The 18345-nt window shown below is 52.9% G+C and carries 20 protein-coding genes; 5 read left to right on the top strand and 15 right to left on the bottom strand.

The annotated features are described in order from the left end of the window. Nucleotides 1-5: 5 nt before the first annotated feature. The 8 genes from pal to ACFQO0_RS02065 all read right to left on the bottom strand — a co-directional run bounded on the left by pal (nt 6) and on the right by ACFQO0_RS02065 (nt 6987). The gene (pal, locus tag ACFQO0_RS02100; RefSeq protein WP_382232396.1) at nt 6-512 is read right to left on the bottom strand and encodes a peptidoglycan-associated lipoprotein Pal; all 507 of its coding nucleotides are present in this window, start codon (nt 510-512) and stop codon (nt 6-8) included. 59 nt (nt 513-571) lie between these two features. After that, nucleotides 572-1843, bottom strand: coding sequence for a Tol-Pal system beta propeller repeat protein TolB (gene tolB, locus ACFQO0_RS02095; RefSeq protein ID WP_382232395.1), 1272 nt, complete (start codon nt 1841-1843; stop codon nt 572-574). Between the two features lie 3 nt (nt 1844-1846). Then, complete coding sequence (gene tolA, locus ACFQO0_RS02090; RefSeq protein WP_382232394.1) at nt 1847-2719, bottom strand: cell envelope integrity protein TolA; 873 nt, start codon at nt 2717-2719, stop codon at nt 1847-1849. Between the two features lie 10 nt (nt 2720-2729). Beyond that, complete coding sequence (locus ACFQO0_RS02085; RefSeq protein ID WP_382232393.1) at nt 2730-3167, bottom strand: ExbD/TolR family protein; 438 nt, start codon at nt 3165-3167, stop codon at nt 2730-2732. An 11-nt stretch (nt 3168-3178) separates the two neighbouring features. Then, a complete protein-coding gene (gene tolQ / locus ACFQO0_RS02080; RefSeq protein WP_382232392.1) occupies nt 3179-3871 on the bottom strand; it encodes a protein TolQ in 693 nt (230 codons plus the stop codon). Nucleotides 3872-4036: 165 nt separating this feature from the next. Continuing rightward, nucleotides 4037-4462, bottom strand: a complete 426-nt coding sequence (gene ybgC / locus ACFQO0_RS02075) for a tol-pal system-associated acyl-CoA thioesterase (protein WP_382232391.1) — start codon at nt 4460-4462, stop codon at nt 4037-4039. Between the two features lie 153 nt (nt 4463-4615). Further along, nucleotides 4616-5365, bottom strand: coding sequence for an SDR family NAD(P)-dependent oxidoreductase (locus tag ACFQO0_RS02070; protein ID WP_382232390.1), 750 nt, complete (start codon nt 5363-5365; stop codon nt 4616-4618). Nucleotides 5366-5475: 110 nt separating this feature from the next. After that, the gene (locus ACFQO0_RS02065; protein ID WP_382232389.1) at nt 5476-6987 is read right to left on the bottom strand and encodes a leucyl aminopeptidase; all 1512 of its coding nucleotides are present in this window, start codon (nt 6985-6987) and stop codon (nt 5476-5478) included. A 39-nt stretch (nt 6988-7026) separates the two neighbouring features. On the opposite strand from ACFQO0_RS02065, the gene lptF reads away from it, so the two are divergent. The 3 genes from lptF to ACFQO0_RS02050 are packed head-to-tail and all read left to right on the top strand — an operon-like array spanning nt 7027 to nt 9685. After that, nucleotides 7027-8157 (top strand): LPS export ABC transporter permease LptF, encoded by a 1131-nt coding sequence (lptF, locus tag ACFQO0_RS02060; RefSeq protein ID WP_382232388.1) that lies wholly within the window; start codon nt 7027-7029, stop codon nt 8155-8157. Beyond that, the gene (lptG, locus tag ACFQO0_RS02055) at nt 8154-9302 is read left to right on the top strand and encodes an LPS export ABC transporter permease LptG (RefSeq protein ID WP_382232387.1); all 1149 of its coding nucleotides are present in this window, start codon (nt 8154-8156) and stop codon (nt 9300-9302) included. The genes lptF and lptG overlap by 4 nt, the downstream gene beginning before the upstream one ends. A 2-nt stretch (nt 9303-9304) precedes the next feature. Continuing rightward, on the top strand, nt 9305-9685 hold the full coding sequence (locus ACFQO0_RS02050) for a sirohydrochlorin chelatase (RefSeq protein ID WP_382232386.1): 381 nt from the start codon (nt 9305-9307) through the stop codon (nt 9683-9685). 8 nt (nt 9686-9693) lie between these two features. Here ACFQO0_RS02050 and cobA read toward each other — a convergent pair whose 3' ends face one another. The 7 genes from cobA to ACFQO0_RS02015 are packed head-to-tail and all read right to left on the bottom strand — an operon-like array spanning nt 9694 to nt 16504. Continuing rightward, nucleotides 9694-10431, bottom strand: a complete 738-nt coding sequence (gene cobA / locus ACFQO0_RS02045; RefSeq protein WP_382232385.1) for a uroporphyrinogen-III C-methyltransferase — start codon at nt 10429-10431, stop codon at nt 9694-9696. A gap of 26 nt (nt 10432-10457) precedes the next feature. Continuing rightward, complete coding sequence (locus ACFQO0_RS02040) at nt 10458-11795, bottom strand: sulfate adenylyltransferase subunit 1 (RefSeq protein ID WP_382232384.1); 1338 nt, start codon at nt 11793-11795, stop codon at nt 10458-10460. Further along, the gene (cysD, locus tag ACFQO0_RS02035) at nt 11795-12730 is read right to left on the bottom strand and encodes a sulfate adenylyltransferase subunit CysD (RefSeq protein WP_382232383.1); all 936 of its coding nucleotides are present in this window, start codon (nt 12728-12730) and stop codon (nt 11795-11797) included. Before cysD ends, ACFQO0_RS02040 begins: the two co-directional genes overlap by 1 nt. A 6-nt stretch (nt 12731-12736) precedes the next feature. Continuing rightward, nucleotides 12737-13471 carry a phosphoadenylyl-sulfate reductase gene (locus tag ACFQO0_RS02030; protein WP_382232382.1) on the bottom strand — a complete coding sequence of 245 codons (735 nt, stop codon included), beginning with the start codon at nt 13469-13471 and terminating at the stop codon, nt 12737-12739. Next, the gene (locus ACFQO0_RS02025; RefSeq protein ID WP_382232381.1) at nt 13468-14034 is read right to left on the bottom strand and encodes a DUF934 domain-containing protein; all 567 of its coding nucleotides are present in this window, start codon (nt 14032-14034) and stop codon (nt 13468-13470) included. The genes ACFQO0_RS02030 and ACFQO0_RS02025 overlap by 4 nt, the downstream gene beginning before the upstream one ends. Next, on the bottom strand, nt 14027-15721 hold the full coding sequence (locus ACFQO0_RS02020; RefSeq protein ID WP_382232380.1) for a nitrite/sulfite reductase: 1695 nt from the start codon (nt 15719-15721) through the stop codon (nt 14027-14029). The genes ACFQO0_RS02025 and ACFQO0_RS02020 overlap by 8 nt, the downstream gene beginning before the upstream one ends. Before the next feature lie 9 nt (nt 15722-15730). Continuing rightward, nucleotides 15731-16504: a sulfite exporter TauE/SafE family protein gene (locus ACFQO0_RS02015; RefSeq protein ID WP_382232379.1), complete on the bottom strand. Its 774-nt coding sequence runs from the start codon at nt 16502-16504 to the stop codon at nt 15731-15733. 149 nt (nt 16505-16653) lie between these two features. Between ACFQO0_RS02015 and ACFQO0_RS02010 the strand changes: the two genes are divergently transcribed. After that, a complete protein-coding gene (locus ACFQO0_RS02010) occupies nt 16654-17595 on the top strand; it encodes a CysB family HTH-type transcriptional regulator (protein WP_382232378.1) in 942 nt (313 codons plus the stop codon). 79 nt (nt 17596-17674) lie between these two features. Then, nucleotides 17675-18331, top strand: a complete 657-nt coding sequence (locus ACFQO0_RS02005) for a class I SAM-dependent methyltransferase (RefSeq protein ID WP_382232377.1) — start codon at nt 17675-17677, stop codon at nt 18329-18331. The last annotated feature ends 14 nt before the right edge of the window (nt 18332-18345 follow it).

Here is an 18345-nt window from a genome sequence, read left to right as displayed (position 1 = left end):
TCAGATTAATAAACGATATCGGCACGGCGGTTTTCTGCCCATGCTGCTTCGTCGCTACCCAAAGCTTTTGGTTTTTCTTTGCCCAGCGATACTGCTTCCATTTGTGATTCTGGAACGCCTAACAGGGACAGTGACTTACGTACGGCTTCAGCACGTTTTTGACCGAGTGCCAGGTTGTATTCAGCGCCGCCGCGTTCATCGGTATTGCCTTGGATGATGATTTTGCGAGCCTTGTTGCTTTGCAGGTATTTAGCGTGGTTTGCGACGACTTGCTGGTATTCAGGTTTGACGACGTAGCTATCGAGGTCGAAGTACACGCTGCGCTTGGCCAATACACCTTGTGGATCGTTCAATGGATCGCTCGATGCGTTGATGGTACCAACAGAACGTGGATCTACTGATGATGAACCTGTGCGGTCTTCAACCGGTGCCTTGTCGTCCAGTTTGGTGGACGAACATGCTGCCAGCAGCATGGCTGTCGATAAGATGAAAACGGATGTAATTGTGCGCATTTTTATTTCCCTTGTTGATATCGAATGTTAACGAGTGTTGGTTACAGCAATGACTTGCATTATTTCATAAACGGGCCCCATGTGGGCTCACGTATGTCGCCAGCCTGAGTGGTCAGGCGTTGCTTGACCTGACCATCTACCGAAACAACCGCCAGTGTGCCACGGCGACCGGATTCGGTGGCGTACATCAGATATTTGCCGTTAGGCGAAAAGCTGGGCGATTCGTCTTTGACGGTGTCGGACAGGCGTTGTTCCTGACCATTGGTCAAATCCAGTATAAATAATTGAAATTTTCCTTCGCGGCGTGAAATATAGGCCAAAAATTTACCGTCGGGCGAGATGCGCGGGCTGATGTTGTAGGCGCCGGAGAAAGTCACGCGACGCGCTTCGCCACCATTGGCGCTCATTTTGTAGATCTGTGGGCCACCGCTACGATCGCTGGTGAAGAATATGCTTTGACCGTCTGCCGAAAACTGTGGTTCGGTATCAATGCCGTTCGAGCTGCTCAGACGGCGTGGATTGGTGCCGTCGGCGTTGACAACAAACACCTGTGTCAAGCCGTCGCGGGACAAGGCGACGGCGAGGCGTTTGCCGTCGGGAGACCATGATGGCGCAGAATTGCTGCCCTTGAAGTTGGCGGCGACCGTACGCTGGCGGCTGACCAGATCCTGGATATAGACAACGGGTTTTTTGTTTTCGAACGATACATAGGCGACCTTGGTACCGTCTGGCGACCAGGCTGGCGAAATGATCGGTTCGTTCGAACGCAGTGCGATCTGTGTGCCTTCGCCATCGGAATCGGCGATCTCAAGGCGGAATTCCTTGCCTGACTTGGTCACATAGGCAACGCGTGTGGCAAACACACCGCGTATGCCGGTCAATTTTTCATAGATGTCATCAGCAATCTTGTGTGCAGAGACGCGGAGAAATTGCGGCTGGTTCGCCAAGGCCAGCGACGACAGTTGGCTGCCTTTGTTGGTGTCGAACAAACGGTATTTCACGTCGAAGCGACCATCGGGCAAACGTTGTACGCTGCCGACCACCAGTGCATCGGCTCCGCGCGATTTCCAGTCCGCAAGATTAACTGCAGAATTTTCGGTCAGGACCGTACCGGTATCGATGACCTTGAAATAACCGCTACGCAATAGATCGGCTTTGATGATGGCGCTGACCTGCTGCGGTGCCAGCGATTCGTCGCCGAAGGTGGCCAGTGCTACCGGTATCTGGTTGGCGCCGACGCCGGCGATTTCCACCCGCAATTGCGCGTGAGCCAGACTGGTAACGAACAAGGCAAGGATCACGAATGAGCGTAAAAATGAAGTCTTTATCATGGGTCACTGATCTTTCGGTTTGTGTACGACGGTCAAGCGGCCAGGGACGCTGCCGGATTGATCGGGAGGAAATGGTTGCGAACGTTCGATCGCACGTTTAACTGCTTCATCGAAACCGGGCAAGCCAGAGGATTTGCGCAGATGCAATCCGCGTAGCGATCCGTCGGGCAGCAATTCGACATCGTATTCGACCTGAGGATTCCCGCTTAATTCAGGCGGGACGATAAATACCGTGTTGGAACGGATTTTTGCCCGGATTTTATCGGCATAGGCGCCATCTGCGCGACCGCTGCCTTGCGATTTCGCAGCTTGGCCGGAACCGCCGCTGCCTATGGCACCGGTGAGGCGACGTAATTCTTCCGCGCGGCGCTTCTCGCTTAATTCCGCATCACGCTGATCCTGCAGGCGCTTTTTGTCTGCGTCCGCTTTTTTCTGCTGTTCGGCTTTCTTGTCGGCGAGCTGTTTGTCGAGTTTGTCCTGCTTCTCTTGCTCGGCTTTTTGCTTCAGCTTCTTTTCTTTTTCTTCTTGGGCCAGTTTTTCTTTACGCTCTTGTTCTTTGCGCTTCTTTTCTTTTTCCAGCGCGATATCAACTTTTGGCGGTTCCGGTTTCACGGGTTCTGCCTTGGGAGTTTCCTTGGCGATAGGTTTCGGCTCTGGCTTCGGTTGCGGTGTAGGCTCCGGTTCTGGCGGCAGTGGTGCCGCTTCTTTCGCCTGCATGTCCCAAATTTCCGCCTTGATGGCAACAGGGGTTTGATTCTGCCAATCGATACCTATCCAGAAAAATACCAGCAGGGCGACGTGCACTGTCACGGCCAGCGTGATGGCACGCCAGCGACCAGGTTCTCTCGGGACAATGTAAGGTGAGTGTTCAGTCATAAAGCGGGATTCAATTGGTAGCCAGACCTACGCGGCTGATGCCAAGTTTTTTTGCTTCCGATAGCGCTTGCATCACATCGTCGTACTTAATGTTCTTGTCGGCGGCGATCATCACGGCGATATCAGGATTGTCGGCGTACAAGGCCTTCAATTTTTTACCTAGTTCCCCACGTCCCACGGTTTCGCTAGAAGCTGCCCCCCCTTTTTTTCCCTTTACCGAAACTGCAGCCGACGCATCGGCTTTCAATTCGATGCTGATGTATTCGGTCGGCGGCTGCGTGGACCTGGCGGCGTTTGGCAGCTGGATTTCATTGGGATTGACCATGGGCGCGGTTACCATGAAGATCACCAGCAGCACCATCATGACGTCGATGTACGGGACGACGTTGATCTCTGACTTGAATTTTCTGCTGCGCCCGCCGCGCATGCTTCCGGATGAGAATGACATCGTTGCAGCCCTTAACGCGTCTGACGTTGCAGGATGTTCGAGAACTCTTCAACGAAGCTTTCGAAACGCATCGCCAGTCTGTCGATATCGTGCGAATAACGGTTGTAGGCAACCACTGCAGGAATCGCTGCGAACAAGCCTATCGCGGTAGCGATCAGTGCTTCTGCAATCCCCGGTGCAACAGCGGCCAGCGTTGCCTGTTGTACGTTTGCCAGACCACGGAACGAATTCATGATGCCCCACACGGTTCCGAACAAGCCGACATATGGTGAGACGGAACCGACGGAAGCGAGGAAGGCGAGGTGGGATTCCAGCGCATCCATTTCGCGCTGGTAAGCAGCACGCATGGCGCGACGTGCGCCATCCAGACGCACGCTGGCCTGCGACGGGTCGTGAGCGGCACGGGATTTGTTGAATTCGCTCATGCCGGCTTCGAAGATGCGTTCCAGCGCGCCGGTCGAACCGCTGCTTTTGCGTCTATTGGAGGTGGCGTCCTGATACAGCGCATTCAAGTCGCCGCCGGACCAGAATGCGCGTTCGAATTCTTCGGTTTGTCTGCGCGCATTCTTGATCGTGAACATCTTGCGAAAGATGTAGGTCCAGCTCATGGCAGAGACGCCGACCAGAAGCAGCATGACGAGCTGTACAAGAACCGAAGCGTTGGTAATCAGATGAACAAAAGAAAGGTCTTGAGTGACGGTCATGGATGTGTGGTGTAGTCGAATTGATCAATTGTATGCGCAACTGGCAGGGGGCTGTGCGGTTTGGTCTTGCAAGTACTGTTCTATAAATATGTGGTTCTGTAGTGCTTCTTTACGGTTTGCTTGTGCGTCGCCTGTCACGTGGCAGGGGCCGCATTGCAAGCTTGATCACGTTGATTCAATCGTGCGGATGCTTTGCAAAACTTCCTGAGGAATTTCGCTGGGCCGGAAACCCAATGTATCCACGCAACCGACCTTGATCCGGCCAGTTGCCAGTAATTCTTCGCTGTCGCCATTGATGCGCCAAGCCTGTTGCACGAATTGTACCGAAGCGCGACCCATCTTTTCGACTACAACCGTCAATTTCAGTTCATTATCCAGTTTCGCAGGGGCATGATAATCAACAGCCGTGCTCTTGACCACGAACATGACGCCATGTGTTTCGGTCATGCTGTGCTGGTTGATCCCGGCGCTGCGCAGCCATTCAGTGCGCGCCCGTTCAAAGAATTTCAGGTAGTTCGCATAGAACACGACGCCACCTGCATCGGTATCTTCGTAATAGACGCGGATGGTCCACGTAAAATTTGACTGCATCGGTTGACCTTGAGTTAGCCGCGCCTGGATGGCGTTGCCATGATTATCTGCGGATGCGCAATTATCGATGATATTGATTTGACATGACAAGATTGTTACTTGCGTGCTTGAATTTGCTGCTTTAGCATGTTCAAGCGGCACAGTTATCAGGTATTACGCTTGATTCCGCTTGATAAACAAGGGGCCAAAGCCCTGGCATGTCGGCATGATTTCAATATGATTAATGTTGACATGCGGTGGCAGGGTTGCAATCCAGTATGCAGTGTCTGCAATATCGCTAGGGCTCAAAGGCACAGTCCCTTCATACACTTTCGCAGCCGCAGCATCGTCGCTCAGGCGCACATTTGAAAACTCCGTGCCGCCTGCCAGACCGGGAGCAAGGTTGGTCGCACGCACGCCGGTGCCGACCAGATCTGCGCGCAAATTGAGTGTAAATTGCGCGACGAAGGCCTTGGTTGCACCATATACATTGGCGCCCGGGTACGCATAAGCGCCTGCACTGGAACCGATATTGATGATGGTGCCGCGATTGCGCTTAAGCATATCCGGCAAGACCAGACGCGTCACGGTGACCAAACCTTTGCAGTTGGTCTCTATCATGGTTTCCCATTGTTCCAGCGATGCGCTCTGTGCGGGCGCGACGCCGAGTGCGAGCCCGGCATTGTTGATCAGCACATCGATTTCCTGCCATTCAGGAGGCAAGGAGGCTAACGCGGCGGTGATCGAATGTTTGTCGGTCACATCCATGGCGACTGTTAAAACCGCCGAGCCCAGTTCAGCAGCGAGATCAGCGAGTCTGTCAGTACGGCGTCCAGTTGCAATAACCTTGTGCCCCTGTTGTACAAATTTTCGCGCCATTTCAGCACCGAAGCCTGAACTTGCACCTGTGATCAAGACGATCATGGAATTTCCTTTAAAACAAAAGCGTGATCGAAGAGGGTGTTCGTTTAACGCTATCGCAGATTAACCATGTGCGTGGCAAATATCGCTTGCACACGCACATGTTGGTCTGATTACTTGGCTGCCTGCGCGCGCTGGATCAGGAAACTGGTCAGCAAGGGCACCGGCCGGCCGGTAGAACCTTTGGCAGCGCCGCTTTTCCACGCGGTACCGGCGATATCCAGATGCGCCCAGGTGTATTTCTTCGTATAGCGTTCCAGGAAACAAGCTGCAGTGACAGCACCGCCGGCCGGGCCGCCGATGTTGGCCATATCGGCGAAATTGGACTTCAGCTGTTCCTGATAACTGTCTTCGATAGGCATGCGCCATGCGGTATCGCTCGCTGCTTTGCCGGCTGCCAGCAATTCATTCGCGAGTGCATCGTGTGCGTCGTCGCTGCGGGTAAACAGACCGGAATTGTGATGGCCGAGTGCGGTGATGCAGGCGCCGGTCAAGGTTGCGACGTCTACCACGGCGGCCGGTTTGAAGCGTTCTACATAAGTCAGTGCATCGCACAGAACCAAGCGACCTTCTGCATCAGTATTCAAAACTTCAATCGTCTGGCCCGACATCGAGGTCACGATATCGCCGGGCTTGGTGGCACTGCCGGATGGCATGTTTTCACAGGTAGGAACAACAACGATAACGTTGAGTTTCAACTTCAGTTCGGCGATTGCGCGCATGGTGCCGAGTACCGATGCAGCGCCGCCCATGTCGTATTTCATTTCATCCATGGCGGCACCTGGTTTCAGCGAGATACCGCCGGAATCGAAGGTGATGCCTTTGCCTACCAAAACGGTAGGTGCATCCTTGGCTTTGCCGCCCAGATGTTTGATGACGATGAATTTAGGCGGTTCTACGCTGCCGTTGGTGACCGACAAAAAGCTGCCCATCTTTAAAGCCTGCAGCTGCTTGCGATCCAGCACTTCCACCTGCAGCTTGAAGTCCTTGCCCATTTTCTTGGCGGTGTTCGCCAGGTAAGTCGGGGTGCAGACGTTGGCAGGAAGATTGCCGAGATCCTTGGTTAGGTCGATACCGTTTGCGACGGCTACGGCTTGCGCGATCGCTTCTTTCGCAATATTTTCGGCAGTCGGAGCGACGGCAAACGCGATTTTTTTCACACCGACAGGAGTGGGTTCTTTCTTGCTTTTCAGACTATCGAAGCGGTAGGCTGCATCGCGCGCATTCAAGATGGTGCAGCGAATGGCCCATGCAGGATCGCGGCCAGCGACAGCATCCAAGGGCAGTGCGACAACGGCATCGCTGGCACCCAGTGAGCTGAAGGTACGTGCAACAGCTTGTGCCGCGGATGAGAAATCTTTTTCGCTGACAGCCTCTTCCTTGCCCAAACCGACCAGCAATACGCGCTCTGCAGCGACACCGTTGACGCCGCGTAACAGCAAGGTGGAACCGGCTTTGCCGGTAATGTCGCCGGATTTCAATGCAGCGCTGATATCGCCCTTGAGGTTCAAGGCTTGCGCAGCGGATGACAGGTTTTTGTTCTCAAATACTGCAACTGCGATGCAGCCGGTCTTGATACTGGCGATAGTGCTTTTTGCGTCCAGTGCTTTTATGCTAAAGTCCATGCGTTGCTCTCCTTGTCGATCCACGATTATAGCCTTCCAATGATTTTTCAGCGCGCGCTTAGACGCGACTTGCTTAATACCGCTGGCGCCGTCTTCACCACCCTTCTTACTATTACGATCACCGTGATGTTGATTCGTATACTGGGGCAGGCTGCGGGCGGCAAAGTCGCGTCCGCCGATGTGGTTGCCTTGATCGGCTTTTCCGCCCTCAACTATTTACCGATTATTCTGAATCTGGCCGGCTTCATGTCGGTATTGCTGGTCGTGACGCGCAGCTATCAGGATTCCGAAATGGTGGTCTGGTTTGCCTCAGGTTTGAGTCTGTCACGCTGGATTTCACCCGTGCTGATGTTCGGTTTGCCAATTGTAATCACGACTGCCTTGCTCAGTTTTTTCCTCACGCCGTGGTCTAACCAGCAAAGCGCTATTTATAAAGAACGCTATGCGAATCGCGAAGATATCGCGCGAGTTTCGCCGGGCAAGTTTCAGGAATCTTCATCATCCAATCGCGTGTTTTTCGTCGAAGGCGTAGCCGGTGATGCGACCAAGGTCAGGAACATTTTCGTCAGTAGCGTGCGCAATGGCAAAACCAGCGTGGTGGTAGCGAAGGAAGGTACGGTCGAAGCCGATCCGGCTGGCGACAAATTTCTCGTCATGCATCAGGGCCGGCGTTACGACGGTGTACCCACACAATCGGATTTTCAATTGATGGAATTCGATCGTTATGGCGTATTGGTGTCCAGTCAGTCCAGTGCAATGGTGGGTGACACGTCAGCCCGTGCATTGTCGACAAAAGAACTTTTAGTTAATCGCAATAACTTCAACGACGCTGAATTGCTGTGGCGGGTTTCCCTGCCACTGATGGGAATTTTGTTGATGTTGCTGGCGATCCCCCTGGGTTTTGTCAATCCGCGTGGGGGCCGTTCAGCCAATTTGCTGATCGCATTATTCCTCTTCGTTTTTTACAGCAACATGCTCAGTTATGCGCAAGCGACGGTGGTGCAGGGCCGCAGCTTACTGATGCTGGCCTGGTGGCCGGTGCATCTGGTGGCATTGCTGATCGTCGTCGTATTCTTTGCATGGCGCTTGAATGTGAACAGCAGCTACCATCCACTGGTCGTGTGGGCCATGATCAAGCGCGCTTATTTCACGCGGCGGGCGGCATCATGAAAATCCTGCAAAAGTACTTTGCGGCCGAGATCGGCCGCTCTGTGATCTTCGTATTGATTGCTTTTCTGGCTTTGTTTGGCTTCTTCGACTTGATTGCCGAGCTTAAAGCGGTGGGACACGGCGGTTACAAGATTCAGCATGCATTGTTATTCGTGCTGCTGTCTATGCCTGGCTATCTGTACGAATTGATGCCGATTGCCGCACTGATCGGGACGATCTGGGCGCTTTCGCAATTTGCTGCGCGTTCCGAATTCACGATCATGCGTGCATCCAGTATGTCGACTGGCATGGCTGGCATGATGTTGATCAAGATCGGCATGGTGTTTGCGATCACGACGTTTGTCTTTGGCGAATTCATCGTGCCAATTTCATCGTCCACTGCAGGAAAAATCAGGACGTTGAACCAAGGTGGCTCCTTGTCGCAGGAATTCCGCTCGGGCTTGTGGACCAAGGACCTCATTCGGGCGAATGGCAAGGATGGCGAGGTCATCGGTTCTCGCTTCTTGAATGTACGTACAGTACAGCCGGATGGAAAACTGCTTGATCTCAAAATTTATGAGTTCAACCGCAACTTTCACCTGACCGCATTGATCACTGCAGCGACAGCAAATTACGTCGGTGACAATACCTGGAATTTATCCGATGGTTCGGAAGCGGCTTTCGGTGAGACGCAACTGATGGGCGCTACTGTTGCGTCCGATATTACAACTGCCATTTCGACCAAGAAGTTCGCCAGCAAGCCGCTGATATCCGAGGTGACACCGGAAATTCTTTCCGTAGGTTTCTCTGACCCGGCGCAAATGTCGGCCTATGACTTGGTAAATTACACGCAATATCTGTCAGAGAATAATCGCGAAACCGCGCGCTATGAAATTGCGTTGTGGAAGAAAATCGTTTATCCATTTGCCGTATTCGTGATGATGGCGCTGGCCTTACCGTTTGCTTATCTGCACTTCCGTTCCGGCGGTGTTAGCCTTAAAATTTTTACCGGCATCATGATAGGTGTCAGTTTTCAGTTGATTAACAGTTTGTTCTCGCATGTGGGTTTGCTAAATACCTGGCCTCCGTTTGCAACGGCTGTTTTACCCAGCCTGCTGTTTCTTCTGGCTGCGATTGGTACCTTGTTGTGGGTGGAGAGGCATTAAAGATGGCGACTACACAAAAACGTGCTTTAGTTTTATTCGCACATGGCGCACGCGATCCACGTTGGGCCGAACCGTTTAAACGCTTGCAGGGAATTGTGCAGGCGCAGTCGCCTGAACTGACGGTGTCATTGGCGTTTCTGGAATTGATGTCACCGCGTTTGCCGGAACTGGTGCCTGAACTAGTTAGCGCGGGCGTGGATGATGTGACGATTGTGCCGGTATTTCTCGGGCAGGGGGGCCATGTATTGCGCGACCTGCCTTTGATCATTGATGAGTTGAAAACGACTTATCCAGCCTTGTCATTCAAGATCGCTGGTGCTGTCGGTGAAGATCCTCAAGTGTTGAATGCGATGGCGACTTATTGCGTCAGTGCTATCGCTTAACTATTTGCTTAATTATTCTGTATTGAAGTACTGCGTTCCGCCATCGCTTCACCGATCATCACCAGCACTGGCCCTTCGCAATCCCCCAATCCCTGTTCCAGATCATGCAAGGTCATGCGCAGGATGCGCTGATTTTCCAGACTGCAGTTTTCTACGATGACAACTGGTAATGCCGGTGAGCGGCCTTGCTCCAGCAATTTTTGCGCAGTGACGATAGCCTCGCGGCCACCCATGTACTGAATCAAGGTATCGCAATCCGGCAGCGTTAATTCATTCGGTTGGTTCGGTGCGGTGGCTGAAGTGAAGAAGGCAATGCTGCGGGCGACACCACGTTTGGTCAGTGGTTGCTGTGTCGCTGCTGCTGCGGCGAAAGCGGTGGTAATGCCGGGGATAATTTCAACTTCTATGCCGTGCGATTCAAGCGCGTGAAGTTCTTCATCGGCACGTCCGAACAGCATCGGGTCGCCGCCTTTTAGGCGCACGATCAATTTGTATTTTTCTGCACAATCTATCAATAGCTGATTGATTGCAATCTGTGCAGTAGAGCGCTGGCCGCTGCGCTTGCCGACGGAAATTTTCTCTGCCTGCGGACAAAGCGCCAACATGTCTGCGGTGACCAATGCATCGTGCAAGACGACATCGGCTTGCGCCAGAATGCGCGCACCACGTACGGTGATTAAATCGACGGCACCGGGGCCGGCACCAATCAAATAAACCTTACCGTACGTTTTTTCTGCTTGCGTCATGCTGTGCTGCTTAGATTGCCTAGAGTTTATTTCGTCAGACGGATCATGCCGGCTGCGACGGTTTGATGCGTGACTTCATCGATCAATATGAAAGCACCAGTCGAGCGGATTTCGTCGTAGGCATCAGCAGCCAATGGCTGTTGCACATTAATCGTGACGCTAGCGATGCCGTTGAGTTTGACTTCGTCGGCTGGACGTTTTTCTTGCGTGTTGATGTCGAGCAGTGTGTCGATCTTGGTGATGCGTGCCGCGACTTGGCGGGTTGTATGTTTCAACCAGTATTTGCGACGTACATCCAACGGCTCTTCCGACAACCAGCATAAATCAGCATTGACGGTTTTCAGCAGTTCAGCTGGACGGCTGGCAGCCGACAGCATATCGCCGCGAGAAATATCGACATGCTCTTCCAGCAGCAAGGTGATTGATTGACCGACCACGGCATATTCCAGCGAACCATCCAGGGTTTGAATATCTTTAACGGTTGCGGTGTGACCGCTAGGTTGCACTACGAGCTTGTCGCCCTTGCTGACCTTGCCAGCTTCGATGCGCCCCATGTAACCGCGGAAGTCATCGGCTTCATGACCGTTGTGGCGCGCGACTAATTGAACCGGGAAGCGGAATGGCTCGTCATGCGACTCGTCATAGACGCTTAGGGATTCCAGTAATTCGATCAGGGTTGGGCCTTGATACCAATCCAGTTTCTCGCCGCGAGTCACTACGTTGTCGCCAGCCAGCGCCGACAATGGAATCGGACGAATATCCTTCAGCCCCAGAGTTTTTGCAAATTCTGTATAGGCCGCAACAATACGGTCGTAGATAGCTTGATCGTAGTTGATCAGATCCATCTTGTTGACTGCAACGATCACGTGTTCGATTTGCAGCAAGTGCGCAATGGTCGAATGGCGTTTGGTTTGAATCAGCAATTCAACGCTGCCGTTATCGCCGAGTTTGACTTTGGAGACGTCGATCAGGATGATCACTGCATCAGCGGTCGAGGCGCCCGTCACCATATTGCGGGTGTACTGTTCGTGGCCCGGTGTATCGGCGATGATGAACTTGCGTTTTGGCGTGGCGAAATAGCGATAGGCGACATCGATCGTGATGCCTTGTTCGCGTTCTGCTTCCAGACCGTCGGTCAGCAAGGACAGATCGATGGTGTCACCTACTGTGCGTTTATGTTTGGCGCGCGACATTGCATCGAGTTGATCGGCGAAAATGCCTTTGCTGTCGAACAGCAGGCGGCCTATCAGTGTGCTTTTGCCGTCATCGACGGAACCGGCCGTGATGAAGCGCAGCAAGCCACGTTCGGCCGATTTTTTCGAATTACTATCGGCCACGACGGTAGCGTTCAATTGGGCACTCATCAGAAATATCCTTCTTTTTTACGTTTTTCCATCGATGCTTCAGACGTTTGATCGTCCATGCGGGTTGCGCCGCGCTCGGTGATTTGGGTGACTGCGGTTTCTGCAATGATCGCGTCGACTGTATCGGCATCCGATGACACAGGGCAGGTGCACGAAATATCGCCGACGGTGCGGAAACGGACGGTTTGCGTCTCCACTGTTTCGCCGTCTTTGGCTGGTGTCAAATCGGTCAGCGGCACCAGCAAGCCATTGCGCGGAATGACCTGGCGCTGATGCGCAAAGTAGATAGACGGGAGTTCGAGTTTTTCGCGTGCGATGTATTGCCATACGTCGAGTTCGGTCCAGTTCGAGATCGGGAATACGCGCATGTTTTCGCCCGGATGTACGCGGGTGTTATACAGATCCCAGAGTTCGGGGCGCTGCGCTTTTGGATTCCATTGGCCGAATTCGTCACGGAAGGAAAAGATGCGTTCTTTGGCACGTGCTTTTTCTTCATCGCGACGTGCACCACCGATGCAGGCGTCGAATTTATATTCAACGATGGTTTCCAGCAGCGTCACAGCTTGCGCTGCATTACGCGAATCGGTCAGTGGATTACGCAGGCGCACAGTGCCGCGCTTGATCGAATCTTCCACCGAACCCACGATCAAACGTTCGCCGAGTTCAGCAGCGCGCTTGTCGCGGAACTGAATCACTTCGTCGAAGTTGTGACCGGTATCGATGTGCACCAGCGGGAAAGGGAATTTACCCGGACGGAATGCTTTTTCAGCCAGACGCAACATGACGACCGAATCTTTGCCGCCCGAAAACAGCAGTGCAGGATTGCTGCATTCCGCTGCGACTTCGCGCATGATGTGGATCGCTTCGGATTCGAGCCAGTCCAGATGTTTATTGCTGGCTGCATCGAGAAATAATTTATCGACTACTGTGTTCATAGGATCTCAAGCGTTAGTTGCTACAGGTTTGATTCTGATCAGCTTGCCGTCAACGACGTGCAAACCGCATTCTTTCGATTCCGGGTTTTCCCACCACCAGCGACCGGCGCGTACATCTTCGCCAGGTTGAATCGCGCGCGTACATGGTTCGCAGCCTATTGATGGAAAGCCACGGTCGTGCAATACGTTGTAGGGCACGTTATTACTGCGGATGTAATGCCAGACATCTTCTTCCGACCAATCCGTCAGAGGGTTGAACTTGATCATGTCGTGCGCTTCATCCTGCTCTTGCACATCCAGCTCGGCGCGTGTGCTTGATTGCGCACGGCGCTGGCCGGTGATCCACGAGCGATTGCCTTTCAACGCACGATTCAACGGCTCAACCTTGCGGATGCGGCAGCATTCCTTGCGCATCTCGACGCTTTCATAGAAGGCGTTCAAGCCGTTTTGCTTGACATAGGCTTCGACGGCCTCAGGTTGCGGACGATACGGCGTGACTTCGTAATCGTAGGTTTCCTTGATGCGATCAAGCACGGCCAAAGTCTCTGCGTGCAGGCGGCCGGTTTCCAGCGTGAAGATGACGACCTTGTCTTGCAGCTTGTTGCGCAAGATCATGTCGGTCAGTACTTGATCTTCTGCTGCAAGACTTGATGCAAAAACCGCAGGTGAAAACTCATCAGCTACCCGTTGCAGGGTTGCGATGGTTGTTTTCACCAGTTCGTCGAAATTTTCGCTGATCATTTTGGTGCGACCGCCTGACGATCGACGCGGCGGAACAGCGGGGTCTTTTTATCCCACGATTGCTGATAGCTTTCCGAAAAATCGCTCAAGCCTTTCAGCGCATCGTTGACGTCCCTATCTGCACGCACGGCAAACGAGTTGAAGCCGACGCGTTGCATATAAAACAGTTGATCACGAAGGACATCGCCGACTGCACGCAGTTCGCCGTTGTAGTCGTAACGCGCGCGCAAGTTATAGGCGATCGAATAACCACGACCATCTGCAAATTTAGGAAAGTCGATGGCGATCATGGTCAATTTAGTCGCGTCGTCTTTCAATGCTTCCGGCCTTTCGTCACTGGCGAGCCAGACGCCGACATCCTTACGTGTTTCCAGTGTTGCGCGTTGCGCTTGCCATACGGCTAGCGGCACGATGACCTTGCCTGCTGGAACGACTACTGTTTCGGGCGCGTCGCCTTCTTGCACTTCCGCGCCTTCGGTACCTTCAACGATTGCCGGCTTCAGACGCAGCAATGTCCAATCGTCTTCGCCGACCACGACTTTGTCTTTGATGATATTAAGCATATGCGTCTTCTCCCTTCGCATGCGCGACCTTGATGGGGGTGGCGTACACATGTTCCTTGAACGGCGCGACGCCGAGGCGGCGCGCAGTGTCGATAAAGCGTTCGTCTTCAACGCGATCGCGTACATAGACTTCCAGCAAGCGTTCGATCACGGTTGGCATTTGGTGCGCGGAAAACGATGGTCCGATGATCTTGCCGATCGAACTTTCGTTGCCTTGTGCGCCACCTATCGATACTTGATACCACTCGGCACCATCTTTATCGACACCGAGGATGCCGATGTTGCCGACGTGATGGTGACCGCAGGCGTTGATGCAGCCGGAAATATTCAATTCGATCTCGCCGATGTCATGCTGGAAGTCGAGATTGTCGAAGCGTTCAGCAATCGCTTCCGCGATCGGAATCGATTTGGCATTGGCCAGCGAACAGAAATCGCCACCAGGGCAGCAAATCATGTCGGTCAGCAAACCGATATTCGGCGTTGCCAATCCGTGCGCTTTGGCTTCTTGCCAGACGGTGTACAGATCGGACACTTTAACGTCGGCCAGCACCACGTTTTGCTCGTGGGTGACGCGCAATTCGCCAAAGCTGTAGCGGTCAGACAGATCAGCCATGAAATCCAGCTGTTCTGCAGTTGCATCGCCCGGCGGTACGCCGGTTTTTTTGCAGGACAGGACAACAGCCGCATAACCGGGCACCTTATGTGCCTTGACGTTGCGCTTCAACCAGTTGTTGAACGCTTTGTCGTCTGCTTTTTTCGCTTCAAAATCTGCATTGTCTGCAGACAGGGTTTCATACTCTGGCGAAGTGAAAAATGCAGCGACGCGATGCAATTCTTCTTCAGTCACGGTGCCTGGACCATCCTTGATGTCCAGCCATTCTTGTTCGACCTGACGACGATATTCATCGATGCCGATGGCTTTTACCAGAATCTTGATACGCGCTTTGTAAATATTGTCGCGACGACCGTACTGGTTATAAACACGCAGGATCGCTTCCAGATAAGTCATCACGTGTTGCCACGGCAGGAATGCGCAAATCTCGCTGCCGAGGATAGGCGTGCGGCCCATGCCGCCGCCTACCATCACACGGAAGCCGATTTCGCCTTGTTCGTTTTTGATCACGTGCAGGCCGATGTCATGCACTGCAGTCGCAGCGCGATCTTCTTTGGCACCACTGATCGCGATTTTGAATTTACGTGGCAGGTAAGCGAATTCCGGGTGGAAGGTGCTCCATTCACGGATGATTTCTGCATACGGACGTGGATCGACGATTTCGTCGGCTGCAACGCCGGCCAATTCATCTGAAGTCGTGTTGCGGATGCAATTGCCTGAGGTCTGGATTGCGTGCATTTCGACTGAAGCGAGTTCAGTCAGAATGTCCGGTGTTTCTTCCAGATTGATCCAGTTGAACTGGATGTTTTGACGCGTCGTGAAGTGGCCATAGCCGCGATCATACTTGCGGGCGATATGACCGAACATGCGCATCTGGGCCGACGACAGCAGGCCGTAAGGCACGGCGATACGCAACATGTATGCATGACGCTGCATGTACAGGCCGTTTTGCAGGCGCAGGATACGGAATTCGTCTTCAGCCAGTTCGTCAGACAGACGACGGCGGACCTGATCGCGATATTGCGCGATACGTTCCTTGACGATTTGATGGTCGTATTGATCGTAGCGATACATCTTGATTCCTTAAAAAACTAACTTGACGGCAACGGTTGTCAGCACTGTGGCTAACAAGACGCGCAACACTTTTTCCGGTATGGCTTTTGAGACCAGCGATCCCAGCGTGATGCCGGGAACGGAACCCAGCAACAGCATGGCCAGCAACTCCCAATTGATTGATCCCAGCCACCAGTGGCCGAGTGCCGCAATCGCGGTTAACGGTACTGCGTAGGCAATGTCGGTACCGGCAATTTCGGACGGCGACAGGCGTGGATAAAGCAAAACCAGTATGGTGGCGCCGATTGCTCCGGCACCAATAGACGAGATTGTAACCAATGTACCGAGAATTGCACCCGAAACAATCGTTGCGGTGACCAGTTTTGTACCGTGAAATTGGCGATCCGGATGTGCGCTCATCCATTTTTGCAGGCGGGTTCTGAATATCAGTGCAATCACGGTGAGCAAGACCGAACCGGCAATCGAATACCGTATGACCTGGCCGATTTCCTGATCCAGTCCACCCAGGTATTTCAGTGTGATCGCTGTCAATACGGCTGCCGGCAACGCACCGATGCACAATTGACGGACGATGTGCCAGTGCACATTTCCGCGATAGCGGTGGGCAAAAGTGCCGGCGACCTTGGTCACAGAGGCGAACGCCAGGTCTGTCCCTACCGCAACCGTGGGCGATACGCCGAACATCAGGGTGAGCAGGGGCGTCATCAGGGAGCCGCCGCCGACACCGGTCAAACCGACCAGCAAACCGACAGCAAAACCTGAAACGATATAAGAAACAGACATAAGACCTCGCGCAAAGTAGGGCGAATAGTAATAAACTTGAGCCTTATTCCAAACTACTTAGTAATTATTTGCTTATATGCATTTTTGATATAAGCAATGGTGAAAAACGACTGAAAGGCAATTTCGGTCTAAAAATATAAGGGGAAGGCATGAATCTCCACCAACTTCGCTTTGTTCGTGAAGCGGTTCGACAAAACTTCAATTTGACCGAAGCCGCCAAAGCGCTATTTACGTCGCAGCCTGGCGTGTCCAAGGCGATCATCGAGCTGGAAGAAGAACTAGGCGTGGATATTTTTTCGCGTCACGGCAAGCGTATTCGCGGCCTGACGGAACCTGGACGCGCGGTATTGAAGTCGGTCGAACTGATCATGCAAGAGATCGACGGCCTCAAACGCATAGGCAATGAATTCGCGGCGCACGATAGCGGCAGCTTCACGATCGCGACCACGCACACGCAGGCGCGTTATTCGCTGCCGAAGGTGGTACAGGCTTTTACGCAGAAGTTTCCCAAGGTGCGCTTGTCTTTATTGCAAGGGAATCCCAAGCAGGTTGCCGATATGGTCTTGATGGACCAGGCCGATCTTGCCATTGCAACAGAATCGATCGCCAGCATAGACGGGCTGATTTCCCTGCCTTGTTATCAATGGGAGCATCAGGTTGTGGTGCCGCTCGATCATCCCTTGTTAAAGTCCAAGTCGATAACGCTGGAAGAACTGGCCGCTTACCCGATCATTACTTATGATAGTGCCTTCGCCGGCCGCAACAAGATCGATCACGCATTCAATCTGCGTAATCTGAAGCCGGATATTCTGCTGGAAGCCATCGATGCAGATGTGATCAAGACGTATGTCGAGCTGGGCATGGGCATCGGTATCATTGCCGGCATGGCCTTCGATGCCGAACGCGACAAGAATCTGCGCGCGATTCCAGCCGGTCACTTGTTTGGTACCAATGTGTCGCGGGTAGCCCTGAAGCAGGGCGCGTATCTGCGTAGCTATGTATTTACGTTTATCGAATTGCTGACGCCTACACTCAATCGCAAACTGGTTGAGCAAGTGTTGAGCGGCGAGAAGGATATGTACGAACTGTAGTCCGAGCCGCAAAAAGTGCTTTGTAATTTTTTGAGTTTTGTATTTTATTTTGAGTTTTGCATTTTAGGAAGTTGGAAGCATGATTAAACCGGTCAATACCGATATGGCAGCCTATTACGCGCAGCGTAACAACTTCGATGAAGAAGATGTCGAGAATCCGGATGGGATGGATGCACTTGATGACATCATGGAAAAACTGCGCGATCAACTGACGGATGAGCACGTGCTGGAACTGGCATGTGGTGACGGCTACTGGACCGATGAACTGGCGGAATACGCAGCTTCGGTGCTGGCCACCGATATTAATCCGACCTTGCTGGAGCAGGCCGAAGCCAGAGAATTGCCTGAGGAAGTGGTGCAGTTTGCAGTTACCGATGCACTCGATCCGCAGGTGGAAGGCGAGTTCACCGCCTGTTTCGCCGGCTTCTGGTGGTCGCATGTCAAACGCCAGGATCAGAGTGAAGTCATTGCACGCATACGCAAGATCATAGGTAAGGATGGCTTGCTGGTGCTGGTCGATAATTCGCAAGTCGATACCGAAAAAACCGTGATCGCGCGTACTGATCAGGAAGGCAATACTTATCAGATACATGCGCTGCCAAATGGCGAACGCTACGAGATTCTTAAAAACTACTATACCAGTAGCACCCTGCGCAAACGCCTGGGGCCCTTGTTAAAAGACATGCGCATCCATTATTTTGAACATTACTGGATGTTGACCGCGCGCTTGCGTTAAGACTAATACAGGAG

The sequence above is a fragment of the Herminiimonas aquatilis genome (genome assembly GCF_042665175.1).
GTDB classification, from domain to species: Bacteria; Pseudomonadota; Gammaproteobacteria; order Burkholderiales; family Burkholderiaceae_D; genus Oxalicibacterium; species Oxalicibacterium aquatilis.
Note: the sequence above shows the minus strand (reverse complement) of the source record. Positions and strands in the feature narration are given on the sequence as shown.